The following is a 21,011-nucleotide window of genomic DNA, read 5'->3' as shown; positions in this document are numbered from 1 at the left end:
GCTCACTCCCCGGCCAGCAGCGCGACCGGGTCCAGGGTCTCGTCGCCCTTGGACCAGTTGCACGGGCAGAGCTCGTCGGTCTGCAGGGCGTCCAGGACCCGCAGGACCTCCTTGGGGTTACGGCCGACGGAGCCGGCGGTCACCATGGAGAACTGGATCTCGTTGTTCTGGTCCACGATGAACACGGCGCGCTTGGCGAAGCCGTCCTCGCCCTCGATGCCGAGGGCGCGCATCAGCTCGTGCTTGGAGTCCGCCATCATCGGGAACGGCAGGTCACGCAGGTCGTCGTGGTCCTTGCGCCAGGCGTGGTGGACGAACTCGGAGTCGCCGGAGAAGCCGAGGACCTGGGCGTCACGGTCGGCGAACTCGTCGTTCAGCTTGCCGAAGGCGGCGATCTCGGTCGGGCACACGAAGGTGAAGTCCTTGGGCCACGCGAACACGATCTTCCACTTGCCCTCGTAGGTCTTGTGGTCGATCGTCTCGAACTCCTTGCCCTTCTCCAGCGAGACGCAGGCGGTCAGTTCGAACTCGGGGAACTTGTCACCGACAGTGAGCACAGGCTCTCCTTGCAGCGAGGAAACACCCGGATTGCGGGCGTTTTCCATGAGTTGGTCCTTGTTGATGTTGGCACATCGTGCATTGATTAGTGAAATAGCTACACTCGGTTGTGTTGATCGGAGGTAGCTATCAGTGACCGTGGGTAAGAGGCGCAGGCAGCCCAGCTTCGCTCAGCTCCGCGCGTTCGCCGCGGTGGCCGAGCATCTGCACTTCCGGGACGCCGCCTCGGCGATCGGGATGAGCCAGCCGGCGCTGTCGGGTGCCGTGTCGACGCTGGAGGAGACGCTCGGTGTCACCCTCGTGGAGCGTACGACGCGCAAGGTGCTGCTCTCACCGGCCGGTGAGCGGCTCGCCGCCCGCGCCAAGGCCGTACTCGGCGAAGTCGACGCGCTGATGGAGGAGGCGGACGCGATGCGGGCGCCGTTCACCGGGGTGCTGCGGCTCGGCGTCATCCCGACCGTCGCGCCCTATCTGCTGCCGACGATCCTGCGGCTGGTCCGCGGCCGCTATCCGCTCCTCGACCTCCAGGTGCACGAGGAGCAGACCGCGAACCTGCTGGACGGACTGGCCGCCGGCCGGCTCGACCTGCTGCTGCTCGCGGTGCCCCTCGGTGTGCCCGGTGTGACCGAGATCCCCCTCTTCGACGAGGACTTCGTGCTGGTCACCCCGCTCGGCCACCGGCTCGGCGGCCGGGAGGGCATCCCCCGCGCGGTGCTGCGCGAGCTGAACCTGCTGCTGCTCGACGAGGGTCACTGCCTGCGCGACCAGGCCCTGGACATCTGCCGGGAGGCCGGGCGGGCCGACGTCCCGGCCACGACGACGGCGGCCGGACTGGCCACACTCGTCCAACTGGTCGCGGGCGGCCTCGGGGTGACCCTGCTGCCGCGCACCGCCGTCCAGGTCGAGACCGCCCGCTCCAACCGGCTGCTCACCGCCCGCTTCACCGATCCGGCCCCCAGCCGCCGCATCGCCCTCGCCATGCGCACGGGCACGGCGAGGGCGGCGGAGCACAAGGAACTGGCGGCGGCCCTGCGGGCGGCGATGCGGGACCTTCCGGTACGGATCGTGGGGAACTGAGCGCCCCCGCGGTCCGTGCGGTCCCCACGGCCCCCGCGGTCCGTACCGCTCACTCCGTCCGCAGGCCGTCCGGGCGCATCATGCGCAGCAGCGGGGGCAGGCTCAGCAGGGTCACCACGAGGACCACGCCCGCGCCCATGCCGGTCATCCGCAGCACGCTCGGCCAGTCCACACCGACCGGTGCCGACGTCATCTTCAGCAGCACCGCGCCCAGGGCGATGCCCACCACCGAGGCCAGCAGCAGACCCAGGCCGATCGGGATCGCCGTCTGCCACAGCACCGACAGGCTCAGCGTGCGGCGCCGGGTACCGAAGGCGACCAGGGCCGACAGCAGCTTGCGGCGTTCCCGCAACTGCTCCAGCTGGGAGACCAGCAGACTGGCTCCGATCAGCGCCAGCACGGCGGCGGCGCCGACGGACAGGCCCGTACGGATGGACTCGTAGCGGTCGGCACGCTCGACGGAGTTCCACGTCGCCGGATAGGCCAACGGGTCGATCGCGGCCGCCGCGTTGCGTATGTACTCGCGGGCGTACGGCACCGAGTCGTCGACCGACAGATACAGCTCGCCGGTGACCACCTCCGCGATGTCCGCGGGCACCGCGGCCGGGGTCACGAGGAAGCCGCCGCGCCTGTTTCCGGTCGGGTCCTCGATGGAGGCGGCCTGCTTCAGCCCCTCGGGGAGGGTCCAGACGACGCTCTCCCTGCCGCTGTCGCTGATGGACTTCTCCAGGTACAGCTTCTGGCCCGGCCTGCTCAGCGACGGGGTGTCGGTGTCGTACTCGCCGCCCCGGAGCGTGAACACGTCGCCGTCCGCGCACGAGGGCAGCTTCGCCACCTCGCGCAGGGTCGCGCAGTCACCGATGGTCAACTGGGCGGTGCGCTGCGGATCCTTGTCCCAGGGACGGTCGCCGAAGTACCCCTCGGCCAGCGGGTAGACCTTGCGGACGCCCTCGGTCTCCTCGAGCTTCGTGGCGGCCGCGGCGAGTTCGGTGCCCTTCGGCACCCGTACCTGCATCTGCGCCAGTGACGTGTCATAGCCGGTTTCCTCGGTGTAGTCGCCCTCCACCCCGGCGAACAGCATCTGCAGCGCGATCGCGCCGGCCACCGCGACCGCGATGCCGTTGACCATGCGGGCCGCCGCGCCGCTGCTCAGCTGCAGGCGACGCACCGCCAGCTGCCAGGAGACGTTGCCCGAGCCGAGCCGGGCGACGACCGTCTCCACGATCCACGGCAGCAGCGCGGTGACGCCGACGAGCAGACAGATGACACCGCCGGTGACCAGGTACTGGTTGAAGTCCCCGTTCTCCCGGCCCTGGCCGATCATGGGGAGCAGCATGCCGATCCCGGCCAGCGGCAGCAGCAGCCGCCACCACAGCCGGCGGCGGGCGGGCCGCGCCGTGCGCACCACGCCCAGCGGTTCGATGACCACCCCGCGCAGCGCCAGCAGCGTCACCAGCACGGCGGCCCCCGGAACCGCCACCGCGACCAGCAGCGCCAGCAGCGGGGAGGGGTTCAGATAACTCGGGAAGACACTGATGCGGAACACCTCGACGGACGCCGCGAACTCACGCCCCGCCAGGAAGAACCCGGCACCGAACACCAGTCCGAGCAGCGCCCCGCCGAGCGCCTCGCCCGCGGCGATCCGCCGGGTCATGCCGCCGTCGGAGCCGACCAGCCGCAGCGCGGCCAGCCTGCGGTCGCGCCGCTCACCGCCGAACCGTACGGCCGCGGCGATGAACACGGCGACCGGCATCAGCAGTACGACGAAGACGACCAGGACCAGCAGCATGAGGACCGGATCCGTCTCCTCCTCGATCGGGTTGGGGTCCCCGAAGGAGTCGATACGGCCCACCTGCCCGTCGCCGGCCCGCCCCGCGAGACCCTCGGCGCCCGCGTAGTAGGCGAGCTCCCGCGAGCCGATCAGCCCCTGCTCGCCGATCGTCCCGACGATGTCGTACGGCAGCCGTTCCCGCAGCAGCTCGCCGTCGTCCGAGCCGAGGAACTCCTTCAGCGCGGGGGAGACCACCATGTCGCCCGGCGCCGGGAACTCCCGCAGCCCCGGCGGCAGCGGGGCCTTGTCGCCCTCCGGCTCCAGCAGCCGGCCGCGGATGTCCCGGCCGTCGAACTCGGTGTCGGTGTCCGCGGTCACCAGGGTGTCGTCGGCGCGCTCGATCTGTTCACCGTAGGTGTAGTTGAGTCGTGCCTCCTCCCGCCGGTGCCGCTCCGCCAGCGCGCCGGGCAGGGCGGTGGTGAGCAGCAGCAGCGCCACCCCCAGCCCGACGCCGACGGCGGTGAGCAGCGCCCGGATCCACCCCTCGCGTCCGCCGGCGAAGGCGAACCGCAGCCCCATGCCGAGGTCCCGCGCCCTCCCCCAAGCTCTCGACTTCGCTCGAGCAGGGCGGTGCCCCCAGCCCGCACTCATACGACGCGCTCCATGTCCCGGGACTTCCCGTCGCGCACGACGACCTCGCGGTCGGAGTACGCGGCCACCCGCGCCTCGTGCGTGACGAGGACGACGGCGGCGTTGGTGGACCGGGCGGCGTCGGTGAGCAGCTCCATCACCCGCTCGCCGTTGAGGGAGTCCAGCGCGCCGGTCGGCTCGTCGGCGAACAGCACCCGCGGGCCGGTGACCAGCGACCGGGCCACGGCGACCCGCTGCCCCTGACCGCCGGACACCTCGCCGGGGCGCTTCTTGCGGACGTCGTCGACCTCCAGGCGCTCCATCCAGGTCAGCGCGGTCCGCTCGGCCTCCTTGCGGGGCGTGCCGTTCAGCCGCAGCGGCAGGGCGACGTTCTCCACGCAGGTGAGCTCCGGGACGAGCTGTCCGAACTGGAAGACGAAGCCGAACGCCGAGCGCCTGAGCGCACTGCGCTCGGCGTCGCTCATGGCGGTCAGCTCACGCCCGTCGTACGTGATCGACCCGGAGTCGGGGGTGACGATCCCGGCGAGGCAGTGCAGCAGCGTCGACTTGCCCGACCCGGAGGGCCCCATCACGGCGACGACCTCGCCGGGGTGGATGGAGAAGGCGGCGCCGTCGAGCGCGGTGGTGGGGCCGTAGACCTTGCGCAGGTCCTGCGCGGTGAGCAGGGAACCGGGGGGAGGGGCCGTGGTCATCGGGTCACCGCCGCACGGAGCTTGTCGAGACGCGCCGCGGTCAGCTCCAGCCAGCGCAGGTCGGCTTCGAGGTGGAACAGGGCGTGGTCGCAGATGAGCTGGTCGGCGAGGTCGCCCTTGCGCTTGCGGTCGGTGAGGATCCGCATGCCGCGCAGGTGCTCCGAGCGCTGCGTGTCGAGGATGTCGGCGGCGTCCCGGCTGGTGAGCAGGGCGAGGACGACCTTGGTGTAGAGCGTCGACTGGAGGTACGGCTCCGGCTTCTCCGGTGTGGCGAGCCAGCGCTCGACATCGGTGACGCCGGCCTCGGTGATCGCGTACCGCTTCCGCTCGGGGCCGCCGCCGGCCTCGATGCCGTCGACTTCGACGAGCCCGTTCTTCAGCAGGCGGGACATCGTCGAGTAGACCTGGCCGTAGTGCAGTGGCCGGTCGTGACCGAACTTCTCGTCGAAGGCCCGCTTCAGGTCGTAACCGTGACGCGGACCGGACTCCAGGAGCCCCAGGAGGGTGTGACCGATGGACATGCGGAGCACTCTACACACGGTGTATACGCGGTGTGTATACGCGGAGTGCGCAGGTCGCGCCGGGGTGTACGGAGGCGCAGGTGGGGGCCGATTGTCACGGTTCCGCTACGGGGCGGGGCGGGCTGTGCGCGGGCGCCGGTGGGGTGGGGCGGGCCGCACGCGGGCGCCGATGGGGCGGGCGTGCGTGCGTCGGCCCGTCCGGCACTCGAGGACGAGGCCCTTCAGGCCGACGGGGGTCCGGGGGTGGAGCCCCCGGGCGGCCGTCCGCGGCGGGGGAGGGGCCCGGTGTCGCCGGGCAGCCTCCCCGCCTCGGCCAGCGCCCGCCGCAGCAGGAACTCGATCTGCGCGTTGGCGGAGCGCAGCTCGTCGTTGGCCCACCGCGCCAGCGCCTCGTACACCGACGGGTCCAGCCGCAGCAGCACCTGCTTGCGCCGCGGCCGGCCCTGGGGGGCGGAGTCCCCGGACGGAGTCGTCACTGGTAGAGCGTCCCGGTGTTGAGGACCGGCTGCGCGGAGCGGTCACCGCACAGCACCACCATCAGGTTGGACACCATCGCCGCCTTCCGTTCGGGGTCCAGCTCCACGATGTCCTGCTCCTGGATCCGGGCCAGGGCCGACTCGACCATACCCACGGCGCCCTCCACGATCTGCTGCCGCGCCGCCACGACGGCGCCCGCCTGCTGCCGCTGGAGCATCGCCGAGGCGATCTCGGGAGCGTACGCGAGGTGGGTGAACCGGGACTCGATGATCTGCACGCCGGCCGCCTCCACGCGCGCGTGCAGTTCGACGGCGAGCTTCTCGGTGATCTCCTCGGCGTTGCCGCGCAGCGAGAGTCCGTCCTCGTCGTGGGCGTCGTAGGGGTACTCGATGGCGATGTGCCGCACGGCCGCCTCGGTCTGGGTGGAGACGAACTCGATGTAGTCGTCCACCTCGAAGGTGGCCTGGGCGGTGTCCTCCACCCGCCACACCACGACCGCGGCCAGCTCGATCGGGTTGCCGTAGGCGTCGTTCACCTTCAGGACCGCGGTCTCGTGGTTGCGCACCCGCGTGGAGATCTTCCTGCGCGAGGTGAGGGGGTTCACCCAGCGCAGCCCGTCCTGCCGGATCGTGCCCCGGTAGCGGCCGAAGAGCTGCACCACCCGCGCCTCGCCCGGCGCCACCATGTTCAGTCCGCACATCGCGAGGAACGCGGCGATGACGACCAGGATGCCGCCGACGATCAGTACGGCCTTGGCGCCGGCCCCGGTGACCGCCGTGGCGGTGACGAGCAGCATGGTGCCGAGCAGCAGACCGACGAGGCCGAGCAACAGCGCCAGCCCGCCGCCGATGCTGTGCGCCGCGAACTCCCGCACGCGCGGGGCCGGCATCTCGGGCACATCGGCCGTGACCTGCGTGTCGTGTGTGGACATGGGTGATCCCCCGTTTCTCCGGGCGCCCGCCGAGCGGCTAGCGCCTTTCTAGCTAAGTGATATCAGATTACCCCGTCCCGGCAACCCTGCGCCCCTCTCGGACGTCGGTTCCGTTGGAGCGGGTGCTGATTGTCACGCCCGTAAAGGCCGGATCGGCGGCCCTTTGTCATAGCTCCCGGTGTTAGCTTTCTGAGCTGACCCGAGCGGCGAACTGGTGTGGCCGTAGAGCACACACGAACGAAGCGGAGCGGAACGGACGCATGGGACGAGCGGAAGAAAGACGCGCACGACAGCGCGGTGGGCGCCGTGCGGCACCCCGGGGCCGCCGTTCGTCGGACGCGGCCGGGCGCAGCGGCATACGCCGCCTCTTCACCTGGAAGAAGATCCTCGGCACGTTCTTCGGCCTCTGCCTGCTCGGCATGGGCGCCTTCATCGTGCTGTACATGGTGATCGACATCCCCGAAGGGAACGCCGACGCCGAGCTGCAGGGCAACGTCTACAAGTACAGCGACGGCTCGATCATGGCCCGCAAGGGCTACAACCGCGAGATCGTCGACCTGGCCAAGGTCCCCAAGGACGTCCAGCGCGCCTTCGTCGCCGCCGAGAACAAGACCTTCTACAAGGACTCCGGCGTCGACCTCAGGGGCACCGCGCGCGGCGTGCTCAACACGCTCTCCGGCAAGGGCGCGCAGGGCGGTTCCACGATCACCCAGCAGTACGTCAAGAACTACTACCTGTCCCAGGAACAGACGGTCAGCCGCAAGCTGAAGGAACTGGTCATCTCCCTGAAGCTGGACCGGGAGAAGTCCAAGGACTACATCCTCGCCGGCTACATCAACACCAGTTACTACGGCCGCGGCGCCTACGGAATCCAGGCCGCCGCGCAGGCCTACTACCGCGTCGACGCCGAGGACCTCACCGTCGAGCAGGGCGCGTACCTCGCCGCGCTGCTCCAGGCGCCGAACCAGTACGACTGGGCGATCGCCAGCGACACCGGCAAGAGGCTCGCCCAGGAGCGCTGGAACTACGTCCTGGACAACATGGTCGAGCAGAAGTGGCTGGACCGGGCCGACCGCCAGGGCATGAAGTTCCCGGTTCCCGAGGAACCCAAGGCCGTCCCCGGGCTGGAGGGCCAGACCGGGTACCTGGTCGAGGCGGCCAACACCGCGCTCAAGCGGCAGCTCGTCGCCCAGGGCACCGCCGAGGACACCAAGCAGGCCGACGCCATGCTGGACCTCGGCGGCTACACCATCACGCTGAACATCGACAAGAAGAAGCAGAAGGCGCTGGAGGAAGCGGTCAAGACCAAGCTCACCGGCAGGCTCGACCCCGGCAAGCGCGAGGTCGACGCCGACGTCCAGGCCGGCGCCGTCTCCGTGGACCCGAAGACGGGCGCGGTCCTGGCGATGTACGGCGGCGTGGACTACGTGAAGCACTACCGCAACAACGCCACCCGCGACGACTACCAGCCCGCCTCCACCTTCAAGCCGCTGATCCTCGCCGCGGCCGTGGACCGGGACGCCGAGACCCAGGACGGCGTGCCGATCACGGCGAACACCCTCTACGACGGCACGAGCGGGCGCCCCGTGGTGGACGGCGGCAAGGAGGTCGGCTTCGCGCCGCCCAACGAGGACGACCGGAACTACGGCGACATCACCGTCCAGGAGGCGATGAACAAGTCCGTCAACTCGGTCTTCGCGCAGATGGGCATCGACGTCGGCATGACCGAGGTGATCGAGATCGCGGGCGACCTCGGCATGGAGACCGAGGGCATGCCCCCCGTGCCCGCGCAGACGCTGGGCACCATGGGCGCGAGCCCGCTGGAGATGGCCGGCGTCTACGCCACCCTCGACAACCACGGCAAGAAGGTCACCCCGGCGATCGTGAAGTCGGTCGAGCACAAGGACCGCGCGGTCGAGTTCCCCGACCCGATCGGTGAGCAGGTCATCAGCCGCGAGGCCGCCGACACCGTGACCTCCGTGCTCACCGGCGTGGTCGACGACGGTACGGCCCAGAAGTCCGTGCGGGACAACCCGCTGCGCGACGGCCAGCAGGTCGCCGGCAAGACGGGTACGTCCGACAACAACAAGTCGGCCTGGTTCACCGGCTTCACCCCCGGACTGGTCACCTCCGTCGGTCTGTTCGGCGAGGACCCCAAGAGCGGCAAGCAGGTCCCGATGTACCGGGCGGGCGGCGTCGACTACCGCGTCAACGGCGGTGGCTTCCCCGCGGAGATCTGGGCCGCGTACACCTTCGGCGTCATGGACGAGGTCACCGAGTTCGACCTGGACACCAAGCAGGGCAACGCGGTGAGGAAGCCGAGCAGCTCCCCGCCGGTCTCGCAGTCGCCGTCCGGGACGCCGAGCGACGAGCCGACGAGCGAGGAACCGACCACCGAGGCACCGCCGGAGACCTCCGCGCCGCCGGCCTCCGAGCCGCCGGTGTCCGAGCCTCCGGCGTCGGAGTCGCCGGAGGCCCCGCCCACCTCCGCATCGCCGACGTTCGAGCTCCCGGGAGGACCGGAGAAACCGGGGGACGACGAGGAGCAGTAGACGGCGGACACGAGGGGCGCCCGGTGACCGCACCGGGCGCCCCTCGTCATGCCGTACGACGGTTCAGCCGTGGTTCAGTTCGAACCACACCACCTTGCCCGTGCTCAGCCGGGTCGCGCCCCAGCGCCGGGCCAGCCGGTTCACCAGGTACAGCCCGCGCCCGCCCTCGTCGGTGGCCCGCGCCTGCCGCAGCCGCGGCAACTGCGGCACGTCGTCACCGACCTCGCAGCGCAGCACGTCGGTGCGCAGCAGCCGCAGCGTGACCGGCCGCGTGGCATAGCGCACGGCGTTCGTCACCACCTCGCTGACCAGCAACTCCACCGAGTCGCTCAGCTCCTCCATGCCCCAGCGGGACAGCGCCCGCCGGGCGAGGCGGCGGGCCCGGCCGGGGGCCGCGTCCTCCGGCTCCAGGAACCAGTACGCCACGTCGCTCGGCGCGATCCCGTCGAAACGGGCGGCGAGCAGCGCGATGTCGTCGTCCCGGTCGCCCGGACCGAGCATGTCCAGCACCTCGTCGCAGAGCGCCTCCAGGGGCGGCGGATGATCGGGCCCGGTGAGCTGCGCGGTCGCGGCGAGCTTCTCCCGGAGCTGCTCGATACCGGTCCACACGTCCCGCAGCCGGGACTCCACCAGGCCGTCGGTGTACAGCAGCAGGGTCGCCCCGGCGGGCGCGTCCAGCTCGACCGCCTCGAAGTCCACCCCGCCCACACCGATCGGGGCGCCCGCGGGCACCCGCAGCACCTCGGCGCGTCCGCCCAGCTCCAGCAGGACGGGCGGCGGATGGCCGGCGTTGGCGATGGTGATGCGGTGCGCCACCGGGTCGTACACCGCGTAGAGGCAGGTCGCCATGCGGTCCACGCCGAGCCGCTGCGCCTGCTCGTCGAGGTGGTGCAGCACCTCCTGCGGGGGCAGGTCGAGCCCGGCGAGGGTCTGCGCGGTGGTGCGGAGCTGGCCCATGATCGCCGCCGAGGTCATGGAGTGCCCCATGACGTCGCCGACGACCAGTGCGACCCGGCTGCCGGGCAGCGGGATGGCGTCGTACCAGTCACCGCCGACCCGCGCGGTCTCCGCGGCCGGGAGGTAGCGCGAGGCGAGCCGTACGCCGGTGCAGCGCGGCAGGTTCTCCGGCAGCATCGTGCGCTGCAGCTCGTCGGCGATGTACGCCTCCCGCCCGTACAGCACCGCCTTGTCGATGCCGAGGGCGCTGTGCGTGGCGAGCTGGGCCGCGACCAGCAGGTCGTCGGCCTCGAACGGGATGCGCTCCGGGCGGCGCAGGAACAGCGCCGCGCCGATCACCCGCCGCCGTCCGCGCAGCGGCGCGAGGATCGCCCGCTGCCCGTCCGGTACGGCCGACGCGCCCTCCTCACCGAGGAGTTCGGGCAGCGCGGCACGGGCCGCCGGCGCGTCCGTGAACACCGGCCGTACGCCGCGCAGCACCTCGGCGAGCGCGCTGCCGGGCCGCACGGTGCACAGCTCCGCGCCGACCGAGTCCAGCTCGGACGGCTCCGGCGGGGCGATCGGGGCGAACCCGCCCTCGGTGTCCCGTTCGGCCGGGATCCGGTCGGTGCGGCGCAGCCGCAGCACCAGCGGGCCGGTGGGCCGCTCGTCGCCGACCGGCAGGGGCTCGCGCAGATAGACCAGGATCGCGTCGGAGAAGGTGGGCACGGTGGCCCGGCACAGCCCCATCACGATCTCGTCCAGGTCGATGCCGCGGGCGATCCGCCGGGTCGCGGCACCGACGAACCGCAGCCGGTCCCCGTCCCTGCGCATCGGCGTGGGCCGTCCGGGCTGCGCCTGCTGCCCGGTACGGCGCTCCGTGCCGTCGGGACCCCGCACCGGCCGGCCGTGGCCCGCGGCCGGCTGCACCGGGATGCCCTCGGGCACGGGACGCGGCCGGTGCGCGTCCGGCTCGGTGCCCTGCCCGGCACCCGGCTGGGAGTGCTCGGGGCCGGACCCGGCGGCCGGGTCCTGGCCGGTGCCGTCCGGCGTCACCGTGTCCGGCGACGCGGCCCCGGGCGCGGGAGGCTCACCGCCGGAGCGGCTCTGTACGGGTAAGGCGGCCCCCGTGCCCGGCACACGCTCCGGTGGCGGGGTACGCGGGAGTGCCCCGCGGGGATCCGCGGGGTCGACGCCCGGCTGGGGGCGTTCGAAGGAGGTCGGCTGCTCCGTCACGCGTGTCGAGTCCATCCGTCCGGCGCACGCCGTGCGCGCGGTTCGTCCCGCCGGAACTCCGATACCCGGAACACGTGCCCCCGGAACGGAATTCCCGCGTGGTCAGAGGTTGTTCCTGTGCCGTTGGCCGGCCGTTCCCGGCCGGCACCGGTGTTTCCGTACCCCTCGCTCACGTCCTGCCGCCCCTCGGTGACGATCGGTCAAGCCTGGTGCGCGTTCCGGTGGTTGCTGCCCGCACCCTTGCGGAGGACGATCCTACGTTTCCCGCCCGGGGGCGCAGCAAGGGTCTCACGAGGACAGATGCGCGGGAGTGCGGTCCCAGTCCTGTGGCAGTGACGGTACCGTCCACGACGGATCGGGGCGCCAGTTCTCCCACCCGTCCGCGAACGGCGGCCCCCAGGCCTCGATCGCCGCCACGGCGGCCCGCCCGGCCTTCCGCACCCTCCCGGCCAGCGCGGAGTCCACCAGACCGTCCCGCCGGGCCTGCGCGAACTCGTCCTCGTCGAGCCAGCGCCAGGTGCGGTCCGGGCGCACGGAGATGTCCAGGAAGTGATCCTCGGAGTCCACCCCGCCGGCCCAGCGGGACAGCGGCTCCTCCAGGTTCACGTACCAGTTCCTGAACCGCCAGCCCGGGTCCCAGAACAGCCACACCGACCAGGGCTCGCCGGGCCGGGCCAGCTTCAGCACCCCGGTGCCGGACCAGCGGTCCCGCCGCACCGCGCGCGGCTTGGTGTACCGGGTGCCGAGCGGCTCCCGGTGCACCGGCGTGCCGTCGGCGAGCACCGGCTTCACGCACTCGGTCCCGGGCGCCATCCACACCGCGAGCAGCTCCGGGTCGTCGCGTACGACCGTGACGGGGCGCGCGATGTGGATGCGCGCGCCGCCGTTCTCCCGGTACCGCCACAGGACCTGTGTCCCGGGCGCCCAGTGTCCGGCCGTCCCGCCCGCTTCCTCGCGCATCGTCGCTCCGCCCTCCGCCATGGCCAGATATGAGAGTGCCATGGGCGTACGACGCCGTGACCCCCGGTCACGGTTCACGGCTCCCGGCACGACGCCCTACGGCCGTGCCGTCACGGCCGTGTCATCCGCAGGACGTCCAGCGCCGCGTCGAGCTGCTCGACGGTGAGGTCGCCGCGCTCGACGTAGCCGCTCTCCAGCACGACCTCCCGGATGGTCTTCCGCTCGGCCAGGGACTTCTTGGCGACCTTGGCGGCCTCCTCGTAACCGATGTACTTGTTGAGCGGGGTGACCACGGACGGCGAGGACTCGGCGTACTCGCGGGCCCGCTCGCGGTGCGCGACGATGCCGTCGACCGTGCGGTCGGCGAGCAGCCGGGAGACGTTCGCGAGCAGCCGCACCGACTCAAGGACGTTCTTCGCGATGACCGGCAGCATGACGTTGAGCTCGAAGTTGCCCGCGGCGCCGGCGGCGGCGACGGTCGCGTCGTTGCCGGTGACCTGCGCGCACACCATGAGCACCGCCTCCGGGATCACCGGGTTGACCTTGCCGGGCATGATCGAGGAACCGGGCTGGAGATCGGGCAGGGAGATCTCCGCGAGGCCGGTACGGGGACCCGACGCCATCCACCGCAGATCGTTCGCGATCTTCGTCAGCCCGACGGCGATGGTCCGCAGCTGCCCGCTGGTCTCCACGATGCCGTCACGGGCGCCCTGCGCCTCGAAGTGGTCGCGCGCCTCGGTCAGCGGCAGCCCGGTGGCGCGGGCGACCTCCTCGATGACGGCGGCGGAGAAACCGGGCGGGGTGTTGATGCCGGTGCCGACGGCGGTCCCGCCCAGCGGCAGCTCGGCCAGGCGCGGCAGGGAGGCGTTCAGCCGCTCGATCCCGTACCGCACCTGGGCCGCGTACCCGCCGAACTCCTGGCCCAGCGTCACCGGTGTGGCGTCCATGAGGTGCGTCCGCCCGGACTTCACCACGTCGGCGAACTCCCCGGCCTTGCGCTCCAGGGCGGCGGCGAGGTGGTCGAGCGCCGGGACCAGATCACGGGTGACGGCGGCCGTCGCGGCGATGTGGATCGACGACGGGAAGACGTCGTTGGACGACTGCGAGGCGTTGACGTGGTCGTTCGGGTGCACGTCCCGTCCGAGCCGCTCGGTAGCGAGCGTGGCGAGGACCTCGTTGGTGTTCATGTTGGACGAGGTCCCGGACCCGGTCTGGAACACGTCCACCGGGAAGTGCTCGTCCCACCGTCCCTCGGCGACCTCGCCGGCCGCCTCCTGGATCGCCTCGGCGATGTCCTCGTCCAGCACCCCGAGCCGGGCGTTCACCTTGGCCGCGGCGCCCTTGATCCGGGCGAGGGCCTCGATGTGGGCGCGCTCCAGCCGCTGCCCGGAGACGGGGAAGTTCTCCACGGCGCGCTGGGTCTGCGCACGCCACTTGGCGTCGGCCGGTACCCTCACCTCCCCCATGGAGTCGTGCTCGACGCGGTAGTTCCGGTCGTCGTCCGTGGTCGTCATCGTCGTACCTCCGAGCATGCACAGCAGCGGTGTCCGGCGAGCGTATTCCCGCGCACGGCCTCCGCCCCGCCGCGCAGGGAACGCGGCGGGGCGGAGTACCCGTGGGGGGTGGTCTCAGTCGCTCAGCAGGGTCACGTCGTCCAGGACGAAGCTCGTCTGCAGCGAGGAGTCCTCGCTTCCGGTGAAGGTCAGGGTCACCGTCTGTCCGGCGTACGCCGACAGGTCGACCGAGCGCTGCGCGTAGCCGCTGCCGGCGTCGGCGTTGGACAGCGTGGCGAGCGTGGTGCCGCCGGCCTTCACCGTGAACCGGTCGTACGGCGTCGAGCCGGACTCGTCGGTGTCGATGTGCAGCCAGTAGCTCAGCGTGGCCCGGGTGCACCCGGCCGGCACGGTCACCGACTGGCTGATCGACTCGGTACGGGTGGAGCCGTACCCCGACAGCCAGGCGAACCGGGTGCCGGTGTGGGCGGACTGGCCCGACTGGGCGCCGATGGCCCCGGTGCTCCCGGTCCACGGCGAGGTGCCGCTCTCGAACCCGCCGTTGGCGACGACGCCGGTGGTGTCACAGGTGCCGCCGGTGCCGGTGTCCACGGCCCGCTGCCAGATCGTGTACGCGATGCCGTCGGACGCGCGGTCCAGGCCGGTGGTGTTGATGTTGGTGAGGGTGTCGCAGGACGAGTGGTAGCAGGGGTCGTACGCCCTGCTCGCGGTGCCGCCCCACTTGGCGGCCTGCGCGGAGGTCTTGCGGGCGCTGGCCCCCATCGCGTAGCCGGAGGTGGGAATGCCGTATTGCTCGAAGGAGTAGTCGTCGCTGCGCCCCGCACCCTCGGTGTTCTCCTCGGGCTGGAGCCCGAGCGAGTCCCAGTACGCCTTCATGGGGGCGGCGGCCGAGGAGGTGATGTGGTTGATGAAGTAGCCGCCGTTGACGGAGGCGACCATGTCGAAGTTGTAGTAGGCCTTGATCCTCGCGCGCTCGGTGGACGACAGCGAACGCACGTAGAAGTCGGACCCGTTGAGGCCCTGCTCCTCGTCGGTCCACCAGGCGAAGCGGACCCGGTTGCGCAGGGCGGGGTTCTGCTGGGCGAGCGTCAGGGCGTTCTCGAGGAGGGCGGCGGAGCCGGAGCCGTTGTCGTTCATGCCGGGGCCGGCCGAGACGCCGTCGAGGTGGGCGCCGAACATGTACACGTTGTCGGCGTCGCCCTGTGGCCACTCGGCGATCAGGTTGGGCCCGGCCCCGCTGGTGCAGCCGGAGGTGCACGGCTGCTCGGTGACGGTGTATCCGGCGGCCTGGAGCCTGCCCTTCACATAGGCGACGGAGTCGCGGTAACCCTGGCCGGTGGAACGGCGGTTGCCGCCGTTCCGGCCGGCGATGGCGCTGAACTCGTTCAGGTGCGCCTTCACTTTGTTCACGTCGACGTCGGGCGCGGCGCTGAGGGTGGTGTCCGCGGTGGGTGCGGAGTCGGCGGCCACGGCGGGGAGTGTTCCGCAGCCGAGCACGACGGCGAGCGAGAAGCCCGCCACGGCGAATCTTCGTTTCACCTGGTCTCCTCCGGGAGGTGGCTGTGGGGTGAGCCACGCGGGGATAGACATGGCATGCGCATGTCGGAGCGTCGAGAAGACTCACAGCGATGGTTGAGCCAGTCAACGGAACGGGCAGGGCCGAGCCTTGATTGTCCGAAAGAAGCACACGGAATCCGCTATGCGGACAGCGGTGATCCGCCCCCGAACTCCCGCTTTTCAAGCGCCGGAGAGGCTGTCCTTTCGTCCCGTCCGGCAAGGATTCAGCCCCTCCGGCGCTTGAGGAGCGGGATCCGGGGCGGAGCCCCGGTTTCGGGACGGGAAGGGGCGGCGGGGGCGAAGAAACCACTCCCGCCGCCCCCGCGGCGGCTACGCCGGCCCGGGCCCCCGCACCGGAATCGACGTGAACGTCGGCTGCTGCGGCGAGGGATCCTGGAAGAAGTCATTCCCCTTGTCGTCGACGACGATGAACGCCGGGAAGTCCTCCACCTCGATCTTCCACACCGCCTCCATCCCGAGCTCCTCGTACTCGACGACCTCGACCTTCTTGATGCAGTCCTGCGCCAGCCGGGCCGCCGGCCCCCCGATCGACCCGAGGTAGAACCCCCCGTGCGCGTCACACGCGTCGGTGACCTGCTTCGACCGGTTCCCCTTCGCCAGCATCACCTTGGACCCGCCCGCCGCCTGGAACTGCTCCACGTACGAGTCCATGCGCCCGGCCGTCGTCGGCCCGAACGACCCCGACGCGTACCCCTCCGGCGTCTTCGCGGGCCCCGCGTAGTACACCGGGTGGTCCTTCAGGTACTGCGGCATCTCCTCACCCGCGTCCAGCCGCTCCTTGATCTTGGCGTGCGCGATGTCGCGGGCCACGACCAGCGGGCCGGTCAGGGACAGCCGGGTCTTGACCGGGTACTTGGTCAGCTCGGCGAGGATGGCGTCCATCGGCTGGTTGAGGTCGATCCTCACCACGTCACCGTCGGCGTCGAGCTGCTCGTCCGTCGTCTCCGGAAGGAAGCGCGCCGGGTCCGTCTCCAGCTGCTCCAGGAACACACCCTCGGCGGTGATCTTCGCGACGGCCTGCCGGTCCGCCGAGCAGGACACGGCGATCGCGACCGGACACGACGCCCCGTGCCGCGGCAGCCGCACCACCCGCACGTCGTGGCAGAAGTACTTGCCCCCGAACTGCGCCCCGATCCCGATCCTCTGCGTCAGCTCGAAGACCTTCTCCTCCAGCTCCTTGTCCCGGAAGCCGTGCCCGAGCGGGGAGCCCTCGGAGGGGATCCCGTCCAGGTAGTGCGCGGAGGCGTACTTCGCGGTCTTCAGCGCGTACTCGGCCGACGTGCCGCCGACGACGATCGCCAGGTGGTACGGCGGACAGGCGGCCGTGCCCAGCGAACGGATCTTCTCCTCCAGGAACTTCATCATGGAGGTCTCGTTCAGGACGGCCTTGGTCTCCTGGTAGAGGAACGACTTGTTGGCCGACCCGCCGCCCTTGGCCATGAACAGGAACTTGTACGCGCCGCCGTCCGTCGCGTACAGCTCGATCTGCGCGGGGAGGTTGGAGCCGGTGTTCTTCTCCTCCCACATGGTGAGCGGGGCCATCTGCGAGTAGCGCAGGTTCAGGTTCTTGTAGGCGTCGTAGATGCCCCTGCTCAGGGCCTCCTCGTCACGCCCCGACGTCAGCACGTTCTGCCCGCGCTTGCCCATGACGATCGCCGTACCGGTGTCCTGGCACATCGGCAGCACGCCCGCCGCCGCGATGTTCGCGTTCTTCAGCAGGTCCAGCGCGACGAACTTGTCGTTGCCCGACGCCTCGGGGTCGTCGATGATGCGGCGCAGCTGCGCCAGGTGGGCGGGGCGCAGGTAGTGCTGGATGTCGTGGACGGCCTCCTCGGCGAGCTTGCGCAGCGCCTCCGGCTCCACCTTGAGGAACGTCCGCCCGTCGGCCTCGAAGGTGGAGACACCTTCGGAGGTCACCAGCCGGTAGGGGGTGGTGTCCTCTCCCATGGGGAGCAGATCGGCGTACTCGAACTCAGGCATCTCGCCCATTCCTCACTCGACAGGAAGTCTTCCGGGGCGGCTCGCCTCCGGGGCGCCGAGGCCTGTGCGCAGGGCCCGTCGTGCTCGGGCCCTCCGGGCCTCCGCGCGCTCGGGCCCTCCGCACAGGCGCGCCCCTTCGGCTCGCTCGCCGGCCGCCCGCCGACGTCGGCGGGCGCCCACCAGCGTAGGACCTGCTCTTCGCGGTGAGTCTGTGAGGTTGTCCTCAGTTGTCCCCCGTCAGGGGGTAGTCGCGATCTATCGCGTTTCGGTACGCTACTGCCGTGGACCTTCAGAAGCACGCCCAGCAGCCGGACACGGCACCGCGGACGGCCGAGCTGCGCGCCTCCGACGCCGACCGGGACCGTACCGCCGACCTCCTGCGCGAGGCCCTCGCCGAGGGTCGCCTCACCGCCGACGAGCACGCGGAGCGCGTCGAGGGCGTGCTGGCCGCCAAGACGGTCGGGGAGCTGGAGGTGTTCGTCCGGGACCTGCCGGCGGCCCACCAGCGGCGCGCGGCACACGCCTCCGCCCCCAGCCGCCCCACCACCGGCGCGATCCCGATGGACCCCGATGACAACGTGGTCGCGGTGTTCAGCGCCGCCACCCGCAAGGGCCGCTGGCGCACCGGCCGCCGCATTCACGCCTACGCGGTCTTCGGGAGCGTGGAGATCGACCTGAGCGAGGCGCTGTTCGACCACCAGCAGGTCATGATCAAGGCGTTCTCCGTCTTCGGCAGCGTCGAGATCCGCGTCCCGGAGAACGTGTCGCTGCGCGGCATGGGCGGCGGCGTGCTCGGCGCCTTCGAGGTGGACACGCTCGACGCGGCCGACCCCGGGGCCCCGGTGGTCTACGTGGACGGCTGGGCGGTGCTGGGGTCCGTCGAGGCGCGGCCCAAGCGCGGCAGGCTCGTGGCGGACATCCTCGACCGGGTGCAGCGCAAGGTCGACCGGAGCATGCGCAGGCACCTGGGCCACTGACGTACGGTCGGGACTCTGTGCATAGGCGCGCGTACATCGGGTAAGCCTTGCTGCATCGTGTCTCGCTTGCGAAGCCGTCGTCAGGAGTAGACCGTGCTGCAACCGCCGCATTCGTCCCTGCAGATAGCCGCTGTCCCGGCCCAGCGAGCGGCAGCGCGGGACAGGGACCAGGACGCCCCCTGGCACACCGAGGCGGTGTGCCGGCGCGACGAGGCGGGGCTGTTCTTCGCACCCTCGAAGGAACCCACGGCCGCCCGGCTCTCCCGCGAGGAGGCGGCCAAGCGCGTCTGCGCCCGCTGTCCGGTGATGGTCGAGTGCCGCGAGCACGCCCTGCTCCAGCCCGAGCCCTACGGCGTCTGGGGCGGCCTCACCGCCGCCGAACGCCGGGTGGTGCTGGCCCGCCGCCGGCGCCGCGAGATGGAACTGAAGAAGAACGCCCGCCCGGGCCGCATCGCGGCAGCGGGCTGAAACACACGCAAGCGACAAGAAGGGGCGCCCCCTCCGCACAGGGGGCGCCCCTTCGCCGCCGGGAGACCCGCTCATCTCTCAGCGCCGGGGAACTCGCTCACCTCTCAACCCCGGGAGACCCGCTTGCCTCCCAGCACCGGGAGACCCGCTTGCCTCTCAGCGCCGGGGAACTGGTCCCACCTCAGGGGTGCGGGGTTGTGCCCGATATGCGGCTACCGCCGCGTGGGCGCGATCAACCACGACGCACTCGCAGCCGCCCACGTGCCGCAGGCCCGTACTCACCCACGCGCCGCAGGCCCCCCCGCACCGAAGTGACGTTTCACTTGGCGCGATCGAAGTCGATCGCGCTGTACGCCCGCAGCTTCGAGAGCCGGTGCTCGGAGTCGATCCTCCGCACCGTCCCCGACTTCGACCGCATCACGATCGAATCGGTCGTGGCCGTCTCCGACCGGTACCGCACCCCGCGCAGCAGCTCGCCGTCGGTGATGCCCGTCGCCACGAAGAACACGTTGTCCCCGGTGACCAGGTCCTCCGTGGTCAGTACCCGGTCCAGGTCGTGCCCCGCGTCGACCGCCCGCTGCCGCTCCTCGTCGTCCTTGGGCCACAGCTTGCCCTGGATGGTGCCGCCCAGGCACTTCACCGCGCACGCCGAGATGATGCCCTCGGGGGTGCCGCCGATGCCGAGCAGCAGATCGATGCCCGTGCCCTCGCGCAGGGCGAGGATCGAGCCGGCCACGTCGCCGTCGGAGATCAGCTTGATGCGCGCCCCGGTCTCCCGGATCTCCTTGATGATGCCCTCGTGCCGCGGCCGGTCGAGGATCACCACGGTGACGTCCTCGGGGGTGACCCGCTTGGCCTTGGCGACCCGCCGGATGTTCACGCTCACCGGCGCGTTGATGTCGACGAAGTCCGCGGCCTCCGGCCCGGTGACCAGCTTGTCCATGTAGAACACGGCCGACGGGTCGAACATCGAGCCGCGCTCGGCGGCGGCCAGCACCGCGATGGCGTTCGTCATGCCCTTGGCGGTCAGCGTCGTACCGTCGATCGGGTCGACGGCGATGTCGCACTCCGGGCCGGTCCCGTCGCCCACGCGCTCCCCGTTGAAGAGCATCGGGGCCTCGTCCTTCTCGCCCTCGCCGATGACGACGACGCCGTTCATCGAGACGGTGGAGACGAGGGTGCGCATGGCGCGCACCGCGGCGCCGTCGGCGCCGTTCTTGTCGCCGCGCCCTACCCAGCGGCCGGCTGCCATGGCCGCCGCCTCGGTGACCCGTACGAGCTCCAGGGCGAGGTTGCGGTCGGGGGCCTCGGAGGGGACATCGAGCTCGGACGGCAAGTGATGGTGTTCGGTCATCGGAGCGCACCTTTCTGTACGACGACGGCCGGATGAGGGTTGGGGCACGACTCTATCGCCAGTCCGACAAAATGAGCAGGGCCCCCCACGGATGAGCGCACCGGGCACCTGCGACGATAGGGGGCGTGGCAGGAAAGAACAGCATGCAGAAAACGGCCCGGGACATGATCCTCTCCATGGTCCTCATCGGGCTGGTGGCGGGAGTGGTCTGGCTGTTCATCCCGCACGAGGACGGCGAACCCGACCTCAAGCGGGTCGACTACCGGATCGACCTGCTCACGGCCCGCCGGGCCGCCTCCTACCCCGTCGCCGCACCGGAGGGCCTGTCCGAGGAGTGGAAGCCCACTTCCGTCCGCTACCAGGGCACCGAGTCCGAGGCCTGGCACCTCGGCTTCCGTGCCCCCGACGGGGAGTACGTGGCGGTCGAGCAGTCCACGGGCAAGCGGGCGGCGTTCATCGAGGACACGACGCAGGGTGCCGCGAAGACGGAGACCACGCGGCAGATCGGCGGCAGGACCTGGACGCGCTACGAGGGCGACCACTACGACGCGCTGGTGCTGGAGGGCACCGAGGGCTCGACCACGGTGGTGACCGGCACGGCGTCGTTCGGCCGGCTGGAGAAGATGGCCGGGGCGCTGCGCACGGAGTGAGCGGGACGCGGACGCACAGGGGGCGGGGCCCCGCCGGCACGGCGGCGGCCGGGGGGGCCGCCCCGGGGGGCGCCGGGCGGGGGGGGGGGGCGGGGGGCGCGCGACGAGCAGGCGCCGCCCCCGGGCGC

17 protein-coding genes are annotated in these 21,011 nt (G+C 71.4%); 5 read left to right on the top strand and 12 right to left on the bottom strand.

Features of this window, described 5'->3' with window-relative positions:
* Positions 1 to 2: 2 nt before the first annotated feature.
* Complete coding sequence (locus ACF1DX_RS06105) at positions 3 to 557, bottom strand: peroxiredoxin (protein ID WP_391790027.1); 555 nt, start codon at positions 555 to 557, stop codon at positions 3 to 5.
* 133 nt (positions 558 to 690) lie between these two features.
* Here ACF1DX_RS06105 and ACF1DX_RS06100 point away from each other — a divergent pair, with 133 nt between their 5' ends.
* Positions 691 to 1,635: a LysR substrate-binding domain-containing protein gene (locus tag ACF1DX_RS06100; RefSeq protein ID WP_391790026.1), complete on the top strand. Its 945-nt coding sequence runs from the start codon at positions 691 to 693 to the stop codon at positions 1,633 to 1,635.
* A gap of 49 nt (positions 1,636 to 1,684) precedes the next feature.
* On the opposite strand, the gene ACF1DX_RS06095 is transcribed toward ACF1DX_RS06100, so the two are convergent.
* The 5 genes from ACF1DX_RS06095 to ACF1DX_RS06075 form a co-directional block, all read right to left on the bottom strand.
* Entirely contained in the window at positions 1,685 to 3,985 is a 2,301-nt protein-coding gene (locus ACF1DX_RS06095) for an ABC transporter permease (RefSeq protein WP_391790025.1), read from the bottom strand.
* A gap of 68 nt (positions 3,986 to 4,053) precedes the next feature.
* Positions 4,054 to 4,749, bottom strand: a complete 696-nt coding sequence (locus tag ACF1DX_RS06090) for an ABC transporter ATP-binding protein (protein WP_391790024.1) — start codon at positions 4,747 to 4,749, stop codon at positions 4,054 to 4,056.
* Positions 4,746 to 5,270, bottom strand: coding sequence for a PadR family transcriptional regulator (locus ACF1DX_RS06085; RefSeq protein ID WP_390814653.1), 525 nt, complete (start codon positions 5,268 to 5,270; stop codon positions 4,746 to 4,748). The genes ACF1DX_RS06090 and ACF1DX_RS06085 overlap by 4 nt, the downstream gene beginning before the upstream one ends.
* 221 nt (positions 5,271 to 5,491) lie before the next feature.
* Positions 5,492 to 5,746 (bottom strand): hypothetical protein, encoded by a 255-nt coding sequence (locus ACF1DX_RS06080; protein WP_391790023.1) that lies wholly within the window; start codon positions 5,744 to 5,746, stop codon positions 5,492 to 5,494.
* Positions 5,743 to 6,678, bottom strand: a complete 936-nt coding sequence (locus tag ACF1DX_RS06075; protein WP_391790022.1) for an SPFH domain-containing protein — start codon at positions 6,676 to 6,678, stop codon at positions 5,743 to 5,745. Before ACF1DX_RS06075 ends, ACF1DX_RS06080 begins: the two co-directional genes overlap by 4 nt.
* A gap of 260 nt (positions 6,679 to 6,938) precedes the next feature.
* On the opposite strand from ACF1DX_RS06075, the gene ACF1DX_RS06070 reads away from it, so the two are divergent.
* On the top strand, positions 6,939 to 9,230 hold the full coding sequence (locus ACF1DX_RS06070; protein ID WP_391790021.1) for a transglycosylase domain-containing protein: 2,292 nt from the start codon (positions 6,939 to 6,941) through the stop codon (positions 9,228 to 9,230).
* A gap of 63 nt (positions 9,231 to 9,293) precedes the next feature.
* On the opposite strand, the gene ACF1DX_RS06065 is transcribed toward ACF1DX_RS06070, so the two are convergent.
* The 5 genes from ACF1DX_RS06065 to ACF1DX_RS06045 form a co-directional block, all read right to left on the bottom strand.
* Entirely contained in the window at positions 9,294 to 11,417 is a 2,124-nt protein-coding gene (locus ACF1DX_RS06065; RefSeq protein ID WP_391790020.1) for a SpoIIE family protein phosphatase, read from the bottom strand.
* 273 nt (positions 11,418 to 11,690) lie between these two features.
* A complete protein-coding gene (locus tag ACF1DX_RS06060) occupies positions 11,691 to 12,383 on the bottom strand; it encodes a DUF402 domain-containing protein (protein WP_391790459.1) in 693 nt (230 codons plus the stop codon).
* Between the two features lie 89 nt (positions 12,384 to 12,472).
* The gene (locus ACF1DX_RS06055; RefSeq protein ID WP_391790019.1) at positions 12,473 to 13,876 is read right to left on the bottom strand and encodes a class II fumarate hydratase; all 1,404 of its coding nucleotides are present in this window, start codon (positions 13,874 to 13,876) and stop codon (positions 12,473 to 12,475) included.
* A 114-nt stretch (positions 13,877 to 13,990) separates the two neighbouring features.
* Positions 13,991 to 15,415: a M20/M25/M40 family metallo-hydrolase gene (locus ACF1DX_RS06050; protein WP_391790018.1), complete on the bottom strand. Its 1,425-nt coding sequence runs from the start codon at positions 15,413 to 15,415 to the stop codon at positions 13,991 to 13,993.
* 348 nt (positions 15,416 to 15,763) lie between these two features.
* Positions 15,764 to 17,443, bottom strand: coding sequence for a fumarate hydratase (locus ACF1DX_RS06045; protein WP_391790017.1), 1,680 nt, complete (start codon positions 17,441 to 17,443; stop codon positions 15,764 to 15,766).
* 272 nt (positions 17,444 to 17,715) lie between these two features.
* Between ACF1DX_RS06045 and ACF1DX_RS06040 the strand changes: the two genes are divergently transcribed.
* Complete coding sequence (locus ACF1DX_RS06040; protein WP_391790016.1) at positions 17,716 to 18,411, top strand: DUF1707 domain-containing protein; 696 nt, start codon at positions 17,716 to 17,718, stop codon at positions 18,409 to 18,411.
* A 93-nt stretch (positions 18,412 to 18,504) separates the two neighbouring features.
* The gene (locus ACF1DX_RS06035) at positions 18,505 to 18,879 is read left to right on the top strand and encodes a WhiB family transcriptional regulator (RefSeq protein WP_078913925.1); all 375 of its coding nucleotides are present in this window, start codon (positions 18,505 to 18,507) and stop codon (positions 18,877 to 18,879) included.
* Positions 18,880 to 19,198: 319 nt separating this feature from the next.
* On the opposite strand, the gene glpX is transcribed toward ACF1DX_RS06035, so the two are convergent.
* Positions 19,199 to 20,233: a class II fructose-bisphosphatase gene (gene glpX, locus ACF1DX_RS06030; protein ID WP_391790015.1), complete on the bottom strand. Its 1,035-nt coding sequence runs from the start codon at positions 20,231 to 20,233 to the stop codon at positions 19,199 to 19,201.
* Positions 20,234 to 20,376: 143 nt separating this feature from the next.
* Between glpX and ACF1DX_RS06025 the strand changes: the two genes are divergently transcribed.
* Positions 20,377 to 20,883: a DUF4245 domain-containing protein gene (locus ACF1DX_RS06025; RefSeq protein WP_391790014.1), complete on the top strand. Its 507-nt coding sequence runs from the start codon at positions 20,377 to 20,379 to the stop codon at positions 20,881 to 20,883.
* Positions 20,884 to 21,011 lie beyond the last annotated feature (128 nt).

It is taken from the genome of Streptomyces sp. NPDC014676 (assembly GCF_043084105.1).
Classification (GTDB): domain Bacteria; phylum Actinomycetota; class Actinomycetes; order Streptomycetales; family Streptomycetaceae; genus Streptomyces.
This window is presented reverse-complemented; position numbering and strand designations above follow the sequence as displayed.